A 12,122-nucleotide genomic window follows, 5' to 3' on the forward strand; every position below is an offset into this window, starting at 1 on the left:
CAGCTCTTCTAGCCCGAAATGCCGGGCGGTTTCCTGCTCCTTGCCTTTCTTCACTTCGCATTTGATGGCGCATTGCCATCCCTGCGGCTGAGCCACAGCACGCTACTTCACCCCGTTCCACCGTTACCCAACTAATAAGAACATGCACGCATCCGTAGATCCCCTGATTCCGCGCGTCACCGCGCCTTTTGGCGCCGGTTACGCCGACCTGGCCCTGGCCATCGGCGGCCTCGCCATCGGCACGGGCGAATTCGCCTCCATGAGCATCCTGCCCGTGGTGGCCGACGACCTGGGCACGACCTTGCCGCAGATGAGCCACATGATCAGCGCCTACGCGCTGGGCGTGGTCATCGGCGCGCCCCTGATCACGATTTTCCTGGCCCGCATGCCGCGCCGCCTGATGCTGATCTGTCTGATGCTGATGTTCGCTGGCGGCAACTTGCTCAGCGCCATCGCCCCCAACTACGGCTTGCTGGTGGTGGCCCGCTTCGTGGCCGGCATCCCGCACGGCGCCTATTTTGGCGTGGCGGCCCTGGTGGCGGCCGCCCTGGCTGAACCGGACCGGCGCGGCCAGGCCGTGGCCCGCGTCCTGATGGGATTGACCGTGGCAAATATCTTCGGCGTGCCGCTGGCAACCTACATCGGCCAGACCCTGGGCTGGCGCTCGGCCTTTTTACTGGTCGCCGCGCTGGGTCTGCTGACCATGCTGATGGTGCGCATCTTCGTGCCCATGGTGGCCGCCGGCGATTCCAGCCCGCGCCGCGAACTGGGCGTATTCCGCCGCCTGCAAGTGTGGCTGACCCTGCTGATGGTGGCGATCGGCTTCGGCGGCATGTTCGCCGTCTACACGTTTATTACGCCAACCTTGCTGGAAATCACGAAAGTATCGCCCCTCGTCATCTCCATCCTGCTGGCCATCATCGGCGTGGGCATGACGGTGGGGAATCTGATCGGCGGCTGGCTGGCCGACCGCTCGCGCCTGTGGACCATCTTTGGCGTGCTGCTGTGGAACGTGGCCGCGCTGGCCGCGTTTACTTACACCAGCAGCAATGTCTGGCTGACGGCGATCAACCTGTTCGCCATCGGCGCCGGCATCGCCGTCGCCCCTGCCGTGCAGACGCGCCTGATGGACGTGGCCGGCGACGCGCAAACGGTGGCCGCCGCCCTCAACCATTCCGCCTTCAACATCGCCAACGCGCTGGGCGCCTGGGCCGGCGGCATCGCCATCGCCATGGGCATGGGCTTGCGCTCGACGGGCTGGGTGGGCGCCATGCTGGCCTGCGGCGGCATCGTCGTGCTCGGCATTTCCGTGCTGGTGGAAAACCGCAGCCGCAACCTGGGCGGCGCACAGCCTGCCTGATGCTCCAAGCGAGCGGCGGCCTGTTCAGGCGGCCGCTCCTGTGCCGCGCTTAATCCTCGACGGCAAACGCCACTGCCGCCGCGCAATGAATGGCCGTCGTATTAAAGAGCGGCATGTCCACATCGCCCTGCCGGATCAGCAGCGGTATCTCCGTACATCCCAATATCACGCCCTGCACGCCTTGCCGCCGCAGTTTTTCCATGACGTCGAGGAAGATCTTCCGGCCGGCTTCCGTCAAGATATTCTGCACCAGTTCCGTATAGATCAGGTCGTGCAGGATGTCCTGGTCGGCCGCATCGGGCGTCACCGTGGCGATGCCGCGCTGCTCCAGCGCATCGTGATAGAAGCGGCCCGCCATCGTCTGCTTGACACCCAGCAAGCCCACCTTGCGCACGCCCGCTTGCTGCACCTTTTTCGCCGTTTCCTCGACAATGCTGATGAATGGCAAGCCGATCCGCGGCACGACGGCGGGCGCGAATCGGTGCGCGCCATTCGCGCACAGCAGGAAGAAATCCGCGCCCATGCCTTGCAGGCGCTGCCCTTCAGCAACGAGGAATTGCTCGATGGCGCGCGGGTCCGGCTGCGCCGCGTGCGCGACGAAATCGGCCTGGTCGATGCTGACGAGCATGATGCGGGCGCTGTGCGCTGGCCCGATGCGCGCTACCAGCATTTCATTGATGAGCCGGTAGTATTCCAGGGTCGAGGCCCAGCCGATGCCGCCGATCAGCCCTATGGTTTTGTGTTGCACGTCTATCCTCGTGAAAAGAAGTGTGCAAATTATACGGTGGCTGCCGCCAGCCATCGCAGACTTGCCTTACGCGTCAGGCCATGCAAACAGCGCCTTGTCCGGCGTGGCGGATTGATGCCAGATCGATTGCAACGCCATCAGAAATCCGGCCAGGTCGAAGGGATTGACATCCAGCCGGGCCCATGGCGCCGTCTGCGCCCATGCCACCGCGATATCGGCCAAGTCCTCGGCAGTCAGCCGGTCGAGCGCCTGCCCCATGGCATGCGCAAACACGTACAGCTCACGCCCCGGGATAGATACGGGCCTGATGGCAGGCGCTGCCGAGTGGGTCAGCAATTGCCCCAACGACGCAAAATCCAGTTCGCCGGGCAAGGTAATGCCCGTGACGGGAAAGGAATCGAAAGCATCTTGCCAGCTGGCACATGCGCGCATCTCGGCATCGGAACAGACAAAAATATCGATTTTTTTCATATTGCAGTCATTTGGCACAATCAAACGCCGGTCGCATCATGTTGGTTGGACGTCTCACGGCTGTATGCGCGTTCGAACGCGGCGAGGCTGTCCGCCTGCGCCCACAGGCTGGCGATATAGCGGAATTCATCCTCGAACGGCTGTTCGAAATCGGGCACGTCCGCCGCATACTCGCAATTGCGGCTCAACATGACCAGCCAGTCGGGATAATCGAGCGCCGGATACAGGCGGGTAAAGATGGCATCGAGCGACGACACGCTTTCCCGGCCCGCCAGGTAGGCGGCGCGCAGTTCGACGATATATTTGCCTGCCAGAAATTGGTCAGCCAGCCGCTGCTCGCCACGGTAGCGCTCGATGATTACCTCGGCCAGCGGCAGCACTTCGTCGCGGCCACGGGCGCTGGCCAGCAGCACGACTTCCAGGTCGTCGCCCTCCTCGTCCCGCCTCAGGCGTTCCACGGCCCAGTCCACGCAGCGGTCGGCATCGCCAAATCCCATGCGCAGCTGGAAAACGGCGATGTCAAGTTCTGTCAGTTGTTCCATGTCTTTTCTTCTATTGCCGGTAACGGCCACACCGAGCCTACTTCAGTGGCATCCCGCCCCATGTTTCAAGTTCTTTTTGCCCGCTTGCCACTGTCGCGCACGAATGACAGCCAGCGCGACCATCTCCCCGGCAAGCCATCGTTGTCCGCAGATTCGCGCCAATGGTCGTCATAGGGCCACAGATCATCATGCGCTTTCGTGCTGCTGACCAAGCATCGCTGCGTCAACAGCTCAACTCTTTCCAGCAAGCTCAGCTCCGAAGAGCGCCCTGCGTCTGCCGTTTTTGCCGTCAGATCGTGCCTGCCGTCGACATTGTAGAATCGCGTATCATCCACGATATAGTCGCGGCGGAACGACGTGCGCCATTGCGAATTGCCACCCCATCCATGCGACAGGTCGCTTACAGGTCGCCCCTTGCGGCGGTCAGCCCAGTACAGTGTCGATGCGTCAGCTATACCAGGCTTGAAAACTGTCTCGCCAGCGCAGACATCCACGCCGCCACGCGAAAACAGCATGTTGCCGAGCATGACGCACGGCCATCGCCACGCCATGATGGCGGCACGTGCACAGGCAGACTCAGCAGGCTTGAGTACGACTATCTCATGATAAAAAGGCGAAAATTGTGCTGGCCGCAGCACCGTCATCCCCAGTGCCTCGACAAAAGCCTCATACTCAGCGAGCGACAGCGGCGGCCCGGCCCAGCCATCCCCATTGTCGCGCCCCTGTTGCAGGGGCAAGACAAGCACCTGGCATATGCGGCTGAACGCGTGCAGTGCCCACAACTCCTCTTTGCTCGCTGGCGGAACAGGACTTCCTTGCCTTTGCGCAAATGAACGCAGCCAGGCCAACGCATGCGAATTAGCGTGCAACCAGGGAGTGAGCAGCTCCGCATACACACCATCGCCTTCATAATCGAGCAAGGCATCGTGTAGCACGCGGGCGCCATCGGACAAGTCAGGCAGATCCCATTTTTCCTGAATCGTGCTCTGGAACAATTTCTGTTGATGCTGCATGTATCGCTTACCCCGCCTGCAACATCTTCTGCAACACCGCATCGAGCTCGTAAAAATCCACGGGCTTGGTCAGGTGCAAATCAAATCCCGCGTCGGATGCCATCTTGCGGTCCTTGTCCTGGCCCCAGCCCGTGACGGCCACGAGGATGGCGTGTTGCCCGCAGGGCTCGCTGCGCAACAGTCTCGCCACGTCGTAGCCGTTCATGTGCGGCAAGCCGATGTCGAGCAGGATGACTTGCGGCATGAAGGTTTGCGCGGCCGCCATGCCCGCCGCGCCATCGTAGGCCGTGCGCACTTCATAGCCGAGGATGTCGAGCGCCAGGGCCAGGCTTTCGGCCGCGTCGGCGCTGTCGTCGATCACCAGCACGGTGCCTTCGCGCGTGCCCGCCAGCAAGCGGCGGTTGGGCGGCGCAGGCGCTTCCAGCGGCACGGCCGGCAGCGGCAGGCGCAATTCGAAGGTACTGCCCTGGCCCACGCCGTCGCTGTGCGCGCTGATGCTGCCGCCATGCAATTCTGCCAGGCCGCGCACCAGCGACAGGCCGATGCCCAGGCCGCCCTGGGCCCGCGACAGCGCCGGTTCCAGCTGCGAAAACAGGTCGAACACCTTGTCCAGGTGCTCGGGCGCGATGCCGATGCCCGAATCGCGCACGCTGATCAGCACTTCCCCTGCCGCGCATGCCACTTCCAGCCCGATGACGCCGTTGGCGGGCGTGTACTTGACGGCATTGGTCAGCAGGTTGGCGATCATCTGCGCCAGGCGCGTGGCATCGGCGTCGAGCCAGATCGGCTGCGGCCATTGCTCCACGTGCACGCTGTGGCCGGACTGCGCAGCCAGCTCCGCCACGCTGTGCAGGGCCGCTTCCACCACGGGCGCCAGTTCCACGCTGGCGCGGCGCAATTCCAGGCGCCCCCGCGTGATGCGCGACACTTCCGTCAAGTCGTCGACCAGGTGCGTCATGTGGCCCACCTGGCGGCCCAGCACGTCACGCGCCCAGCACAGCTGCGGATCGTCCAGCTGTGCCAGGCGCAGCACTTCCAGCACATTGCGCATGGGCGCCAGCGGGTTGCGCAGCTCGTGCGCCAGGGTGGCCAGGAATTCGTCCTTGCGCCGGTCGGCGGCCGCCAGCTGTTCGTTGAGGACGCCCGCTTCCTTGCGCGCCAGCTGCAGCTGCTGCTCGTACTTGCGGCGGTCGCTGGCGATGAAGACGGCGACCTCGTCATAACGTACGCCCTCGTGCACGCGGCGCACGGCGTTGAGCAGCATGGGCACGGCCTGTCCCTGGCGCTGGCGCATGTCGAGCAGGATTTCCGACACGCTGCCCTGCACCTGCATCAGCGGCAGCCAGTGCGTCTGGTGGAACACGCGCCCGCCGATGGTCAGCAAGTCCTGCAGTTTCTTTTTCCCCAGTATTTCCCCGGCGCCATAGCCAAGCCAGCCGCAAAAGGTGGCGTTCGCCTGCACGATGGTGCCGTCGGCAGTGCACAGCAGCAAGCCGCAGGCCGCATGCTGGAATAAGGTGTCGGCGTCAGGCAAGGAAGGCAAGGAAGGCATCGTATCGCGCATTACAGGTGCAGGCCGTCGAGAAAGTGGCGGATAGCGCGGTAGCTGGCATCGGGCGCACTCATGTGCGGGCAATGGCCCGTGTTCTCGACCACGTGCAGGCTGCTGCGCGGCAAGCTGTCGCGCAGATAATCGCCCACGGGACGGGGCGCGATGAAGTCGTCGCTGCATTGCACGATCAGGGCCGGCGTGCTGTTATGCGGCAAGACGGCGCGGTGATCGGACAGGAAGGTGGTTTGCGCGAAATGCCGGGCAATGGCGGGGTCCGTGCGGCAAAAGCTGTGCGTCAGGTCCGCGCCCAGCGCCGGCTGCCCGGACGCGCCCATGATGGCCGGCGCCATGCTGGCGGACCAGCCCAGGTAATTGCGGTCCATGGCGTCGAGCAAGTCGTCGATATCGGTACGGTTGAAACCGCCCCGGTAGCCGGCCTCGGCATCATCGATATAGCAGGGCGACGGCGCCAGCATGACTTGCGCGGCAAACAGGTCCGGCTCCGCGATGGTGGCCAGCAAGGCGCTCATGGCGCTGACGGAATGGCCGATGCAAATGACGGGGCCGCCGCCGACGGCATGGATGACCCGGCGCAAATCGGCACCATGCGCATCGAGCCGCGCGTAGCTATCGAAATCATAGGCACTGAGGTCGGAAGCGCCGCTGCCGACCAGGTCGAACAGCACGGTGCGGTAATACGGACGAAACAAGGGCTCCAGGTAGCGCCACATGGTTTGATCGCAGCCAAAGCCATGCATGAACACCATGGTGGCTGCCGCGCCCGCCTGCGGTGCACCGCTGCGTTCGCTAATGCGGATATTGTGCCGATCTTCTATGCGCATGCCTGTTTCGCCCTGAATATTTCCACATGGAATGTAAATTAACTTCTTGCTAGCATCTTAGCATGCGCGATTTGGCCCTGGGCAACACCATTGACGCTGGACAAATGCCACGCCACGGCGGATAATGAGAACGATTCCCATTATCAAAATAGCAGGCGTGTGCCTGGCTTTTCCCTGTGCGCCCCGTGGCGCCTGCTGGCGGCAACAGGCCGGTTTTATTTTGAAGGTTTGTACCGCATGCGCGCTTTCTGGACTGTCATACACCGCTGGGCCGGCCTCACCATCGCCCTCTTCCTCATCGTTGCCGGCCTCACGGGCGCCGTCACCTCGTGGGATCACGAGCTGGACGAATGGCTCAACGCCGACATCATGGACACGCCGGGCCGCGGCCCCGTGCAGGCGCCGTTTGCGCTGGCGCAAAAAGTCGCCGCCGCCGACCCGCGCGTGGAAGTCAATTACATGACCCTGGGCCTGGAAGAAGGCCACGCGGCCGCCTTCATGGTGCGCCCGTTGACGGACCCTGCCACGAACAAGCCCTTCGTGCTCGACTACAACACCGTGTATGTCGACCCCGTCACGGCGCAGATCACGGGCACCCGCGATTCGACGGCCATTTCCCTGTCGCGCCGCAGCCTGATGCCGTTTCTGCGCCACCTGCACTACAGCCTGCACGTGCCCGCGTTCTGGGGCACGGACCGCTGGGGCTACTGGCTGATGGGAACGGTGGCCCTGGTGTGGCTGCTCGACAGCATGGTGGCGTTCTATCTGACCACGCCGCGCCGCTTGCGCCCGCGTGCGCCGGACGAGGCGCCGCGCCACCGCAGCGCCAACGGCTGGTGGCAGCGCTGGAAACCGTCGTGGGTGGTGCGCTGGGCAGCCGGCGGCTACAAGCTCAATTTCGACTTGCACCGCGCGGGCGGCCTGTGGGTGTGGGCCATCATCCTCGTCGTGGCGTTTACCTCGTTCTCGCTGAACCTGTACCGCGAAGTGTTTTATCCCGTCATGTCGCTGGTCTCGACCACCACGCCGGGACCGTACGAAACGCAGACGCCCGCGCCCTACGGTACCTTCATCGCGCCCGCGATCGGCTTCGAGCAGGCGGTGGACATTGCAAAAAAACAGGCCGTGCAGCGCGGCATCACGGCGCCCATCGGCGGCATTTATTATGGCGGCAACTACTCGTTCTATAACGTCTCGTTCTTCGACCCGGCCGACGAATTCGGCGCGGCCGGCATGGGCCTGTCGAACCTGTACGTCGACGGCATGGACGGTACCATCATCGGCCAGCACAAGCCATGGGAAGGCACGGCCGCCGACGTCTTCGTGCAACTGCAATTCCCCCTGCACTCGGGCCGCATCCTCGGCTTGCCGGGGCGCATACTGATGTCCTTCATGGGCATCATGGTTGCCATGCTGTCCATCACGGGCATCGTCATCTGGGAAAGAAAGCGGCGCGCGCGCCGGCTGCAGCTGAACAAGCCATTGAAACTCACCTGACGTAGCGACGCACAACGGCGCAGGGGACTCCTTCAGCCTGCGCTGCCCCCCCCTTGCCAGCAGCATGATCACGCGCAACACATAAGCTGCGCGCCTCTGCCATCGCCCCTCCGTACTTTGCTGCACAGCAGCTGGCGCATGCCGGCTGGCTGCGCTGCGCGCTTCCCATCCCCCAGCCCGCCAATTGGGCATTCCTCGCCGCGCCCATCGCTCCGCCAAATGCAGTTTACTTGCAATAGCATTGCTCGCCAGCTATTATTGCAACTCGATTGCATCTAAGCCATCGCGCTGCGCCTGCATCCAGCGCCAGCATCACCTTCCGCCTTTTTAGAGAGTCCTATGCGCCATCACGTATTCGCAGCTGCCATGCTGTCCACTGCCCCGCTCGCCTACGCGGCGGACGACGTTACCCTGCAAACCATCAAGGTCCGGGCCGACCGGCTATCGGCCATCGACAGCGTCGTCGTGGTCGAGAATGGGCAAACCCAGAACCGGACCCTGGGCGGCATGCTCGAGCATGTCTCGGGCGTGCAAAGCAGCGCCTTCGGGCCGAATGCCGGCGCGCCGGTGATACGCAGCCTGAGCGGCAGCCGCGTGCAGATCCTCGAAGACGGCCAGTCCATCCTCGGCATGAATGCGCTCAGCGGCGACATCAATATCCCCTTCGATCCCCTCTTCGCGCGCAGCGTGACGGTGAACAAATCGTCCGATAGCGTGCGTTTCGGCGGCAATGCCATCGGCGGCAGCGTCGACGTCGATTCCGGCATCATTTCCAGGAAGATGGAAGGCAAGCAGAAGGACGTGGAACTGGTGCTGCGCAAGGGCTTCAACGATGCCGACGCACAAGGCTTGCGCGCCAACTTCAACGATGGCAAGCACTTCTCGACCAATCTGCAACTGTCCTTCCAGAAGATCGGGCATTACGATATTCCCGGCAACAGCAAGGCCGGCGTGTGCAACAGCCAGCTGTTCCCTGCAAACGGCGGAGTCAACACCTTCCTGGCCGACAGTTGCCAGAAGGAAGCGCGCATCCAGCAAATCTACAACAAGGCTTCGCAACCGTTTATCGACCAGTTCATGACGGAAAATCCGGACTGGGCGGACGGCGATTTTTCCTTCTATACCAATCACCCCACCTCCGTCTGGCAGCGCAAGACCTACGTCAATCCCGCCAACCCCGCCTACGTGCCGGGGACGCCAGCGATGACCCAGAAAAAGATCAACCGGGACGTGACGCCCGATTACCACGGCACCTTGGGCAACAGCTACGCCAGCAACGCCCACATTGCCGCCGGCACGACCTACTTTTTCGACCAGGGCTACGTGGCGGTCAGTCTCGATTCCAAGGAAAGCGAGTATGGCGTGCCGGGTTTTTCCATGGAAAACAAGTCGTTCGGGGCTAACTATGACGCGGGATTGCCCGTCGGCGTCGTGATCAAGCAGGATAAATATGCGCTGGAAGCCCAGCTTTCCAGCCCCGTTGCCTACCTTGAAAGCGTGCAATTGCGCATGTCACGCCTGAACAATACGTCGGGAGAGCGCCTCGGCGCGGCCAAGGCGAACGACTACCAGTTCGACACGAATCAAGCCGAGCTCCTGCTGGCGCACCGGCGCGCGGGGCTCTTGAGCGGCTTGCTTGGCCTGAGCCATCAAGCCCGGGACATCAGCGGCAGCGGGCCGCAGCGCTACCTTCCCGATGCAAGCACGGTCAGCCGCGCGCTGTTCCTCAAGGAAAGCCTCGATCTCGACTGGGCCACCTTCGACGCGGGCTTTCGCCATGAAAAAGTGGCGCACGAGATCCGCAAGAGCGGCTTCAAGACGTCGAGAAATGCGGGCAACTCCACACTCGGGGACAAGGACTTCAGCCTGAACAGCTATAGCCTGGGCGCCTCGGCCCCACTAGGCCAGCTGTTCGGCGTGAAGCTGCGCTACTCGTCGTCGGAAAGGGCGCCCGATGTCAACGAGTTATATGCGAGCAATGCGCACTATTCGATCATGACCCAGGAAGAAGGCAACCAGAACCTCCAGGCCGAACGCGCAAAGAATACGGAACTCACTGCCTTGTTTGCCAATCGGGGATTCAAGCTGTCGGCCACCGGCTACGTCATGAAGTACGACAACTATCTGTACCTTGGCCACTCGGGCGCCCAGATGGCCAATCGCCTGCCCCTGAAATACTGGAAGCAGACGGATACGACGGTCAAGGGATTCGAAGTCGACGCCTCCCAGGTATTGCAGCTTGGCAGCTACGGCAAGCTGAACCTCTCCGCATTTGCCGACCTGGTCAAGAACAAGGCAGACAACCCGGACAAGCTGCGCGCGCACAACGACGGCGAGTACCTGCCCAACATGCCCACCAACCGCTATGGCGCCAATGTGTCGTGGGAAAACAAGGGCTGGAAAGCCAGGCTGTCCGGCACCCGCTATGACAAGCAGAAGTACCTGGGCAAGAGTGTCAGCGAAGAAGTGCCGCTCGACGGCTACACCATGGTGAACTTCCAGGTGAGCCGCGCGCTGCAGGTGCGCAATTCGCCGTTTGCGGGCATCGAGGTGTTTTTCAGCGGCACCAACCTGCTCGATGACGATGCCAGGCCGCACAATTCCCCACTGAAATACATTGCGCCCCTGCCCGGCCGTGGCTTCCAGCTGGGCTTGAGCGCCAGGCTGTAAGGCGCCACCACGTTCAAGGTCCGCGCCGTCAAACCCCGCCCCGCTCCCGGCTCACCAGCGCCAGCACGCTGTCGCCCCGGTTGCCGTCGCAGCAGACGGCCACGCCATCCGTAAAGTCCGGTGCCGTCAGCCGCGTCAACACGCTGCCCGGCGGCATTTCCAGCGCCAGCCGGGCCCCCCGCTCCCACGCCAGGCGCACCGTGCTGATCCACTGCACGCGCTGCGCCATGTTGGCGGCCAGGCTGTCGCGGATGCGGACCGGGTCGAACAGCGCGCGCGCCGCGCTGCTGCTCAGGTAGACGAGCGCGGGGCGGCGCATGGCCACACCGTCGAAGGCGGCGGCCATGTCGATCGCCGCGCCTTCCAGCAGCGGGCAATGCGACGGCACGCTGATGGCCAGGCGCTGCGCCTTGCTGGCGCCCTGCGCCAGGGCCAGCGCCATCACGGCTTGCAAGGCGGATTCGCTGCCCGCAATGGCAATCTGGCGCGGCGCATTCAGGTTGGCGATATACACGGGGTTCGTGGCGCCATGCACCTGGGCCAGCAGCGGCTCCAGCTGCGCCAGATCCAGCCCGATGATGGCCGCCATGCCGTAGCCGGCGGGATAGGCCTGCTGCATCAGCTGCCCGCGCCGCGCCACCAGGCGCAGGGCATCCGCATAATCGAGCGCGCCGGCCACCACGGCCGCCGCATACTCGCCGATGGAAAAGCCGGCCACCATGTCCGGTGCCGCGCCGCGCGCCCCCAGGGAACGCGCCATCGCCACGCCCGCAATCAGCAGACACAGTTGCACGGCCCGCGTCGACGCCAGCGCATCGGCCGTGTCCAGCGCCAGGGGATCTTGGCCCAGCACGTCCCCCGCTTCGGCCAGGGTTGCCGCCACGGCCGCATCGTCCGGCAGCGCATGCAGCATGCCCGGGTACTGGGCGCCCTGGCCGGGAAAGGTAAACAACACGCTCATGCCAGCTCCCATGGCGTGGCCGTCAGCACCGGCCCCTGGTCCGTCTTCAGCAAGACCCTGCCCCTCCCCGCCGCCCATTCCGCATACGCAAAGCCGCCATGGCCCGTGTCGATCTGCAGATCGAGCCGGCACGCCGTGATACTCGACGTGACACTCGCCGCGATGGCGCGCAGGGCGTCGGCCTGGGCCGCGTCCGGCGGCGCGGCAATGCGCAGCACGAGATCGAGGTCGCTGTCGGCGCGCAGCACGGGCAAGCCGCTGGCCAGGGCGAAGCCCACGCCGCCCGTCGGGCCCCAGGCCCAGCCCGTGGCGTCGAGAAGCGGTGCCACCTGCCGCAGCGCATCGAGCGCGGCGCAGGAAAAACTAGGCTGCGGCGCGTGCGCCAGCCGCGCCAGCACTTCCGGCGTCACGCGGCGCAGCACGGCGGCAGCATCCACCTCGCACGCGTGCCGCTCGCTGCGCAGCC

The 12,122-nt window shown here is 64.1% G+C and carries 11 protein-coding genes; 3 read left to right on the top strand and 8 right to left on the bottom strand.

What is annotated here, in order from left to right:
- Window positions 1–142 precede the first annotated feature (142 nt).
- The gene (locus GCN75_RS13600) at window positions 143–1,360 is read left to right on the top strand and encodes an MFS transporter (RefSeq protein ID WP_086138079.1); all 1,218 of its coding nucleotides are present in this window, start codon (window positions 143–145) and stop codon (window positions 1,358–1,360) included.
- A gap of 49 nt (window positions 1,361–1,409) precedes the next feature.
- Here the strand turns inward: GCN75_RS13600 and GCN75_RS13605 are convergent, their stop codons facing one another.
- The 6 genes from GCN75_RS13605 to GCN75_RS13630 form a co-directional block, all read right to left on the bottom strand.
- Window positions 1,410–2,108, bottom strand: coding sequence for an aspartate/glutamate racemase family protein (locus GCN75_RS13605; RefSeq protein ID WP_193317504.1), 699 nt, complete (start codon window positions 2,106–2,108; stop codon window positions 1,410–1,412).
- Window positions 2,109–2,174: 66 nt separating this feature from the next.
- Window positions 2,175–2,579 (bottom strand): hypothetical protein, encoded by a 405-nt coding sequence (locus tag GCN75_RS13610; RefSeq protein WP_152282992.1) that lies wholly within the window; start codon window positions 2,577–2,579, stop codon window positions 2,175–2,177.
- Window positions 2,580–2,599: 20 nt separating this feature from the next.
- Entirely contained in the window at window positions 2,600–3,121 is a 522-nt protein-coding gene (locus GCN75_RS13615; protein WP_152282993.1) for a hypothetical protein, read from the bottom strand.
- Window positions 3,122–3,186: 65 nt separating this feature from the next.
- Entirely contained in the window at window positions 3,187–4,134 is a 948-nt protein-coding gene (locus GCN75_RS13620; RefSeq protein WP_152282994.1) for a hypothetical protein, read from the bottom strand.
- Between the two features lie 7 nt (window positions 4,135–4,141).
- Complete coding sequence (locus tag GCN75_RS13625; protein WP_152282995.1) at window positions 4,142–5,698, bottom strand: hybrid sensor histidine kinase/response regulator; 1,557 nt, start codon at window positions 5,696–5,698, stop codon at window positions 4,142–4,144.
- A complete protein-coding gene (locus GCN75_RS13630) occupies window positions 5,698–6,528 on the bottom strand; it encodes an alpha/beta fold hydrolase (protein WP_152282996.1) in 831 nt (276 codons plus the stop codon). Before GCN75_RS13630 ends, GCN75_RS13625 begins: the two co-directional genes overlap by 1 nt.
- A 237-nt stretch (window positions 6,529–6,765) precedes the next feature.
- Between GCN75_RS13630 and GCN75_RS13635 the strand changes: the two genes are divergently transcribed.
- Together GCN75_RS13635 and GCN75_RS13640 are read left to right on the top strand one after the other, a co-directional pair.
- Window positions 6,766–8,025: a PepSY-associated TM helix domain-containing protein gene (locus tag GCN75_RS13635; protein ID WP_152283009.1), complete on the top strand. Its 1,260-nt coding sequence runs from the start codon at window positions 6,766–6,768 to the stop codon at window positions 8,023–8,025.
- A gap of 366 nt (window positions 8,026–8,391) precedes the next feature.
- The gene (locus tag GCN75_RS13640) at window positions 8,392–10,695 is read left to right on the top strand and encodes a TonB-dependent receptor (RefSeq protein ID WP_226941377.1); all 2,304 of its coding nucleotides are present in this window, start codon (window positions 8,392–8,394) and stop codon (window positions 10,693–10,695) included.
- Between the two features lie 28 nt (window positions 10,696–10,723).
- Here the strand turns inward: GCN75_RS13640 and mdcH are convergent, their stop codons facing one another.
- Both mdcH and GCN75_RS13650 read right to left on the bottom strand, forming a co-directional pair.
- On the bottom strand, window positions 10,724–11,656 hold the full coding sequence (gene mdcH, locus GCN75_RS13645; RefSeq protein WP_152282998.1) for a malonate decarboxylase subunit epsilon: 933 nt from the start codon (window positions 11,654–11,656) through the stop codon (window positions 10,724–10,726).
- Window positions 11,653–12,122, bottom strand: a 470-nt coding sequence (locus tag GCN75_RS13650) for a malonate decarboxylase holo-ACP synthase (RefSeq protein WP_152282999.1), incomplete at its 5' end; no start/stop codon positions are given. The genes GCN75_RS13650 and mdcH, both read right to left, overlap by 4 nt.

Origin of the sequence: Janthinobacterium violaceinigrum (assembly GCF_009208555.1) — a bacterium.
Lineage (GTDB): Bacteria > Pseudomonadota > Gammaproteobacteria > Burkholderiales > Burkholderiaceae_D > Janthinobacterium > Janthinobacterium violaceinigrum.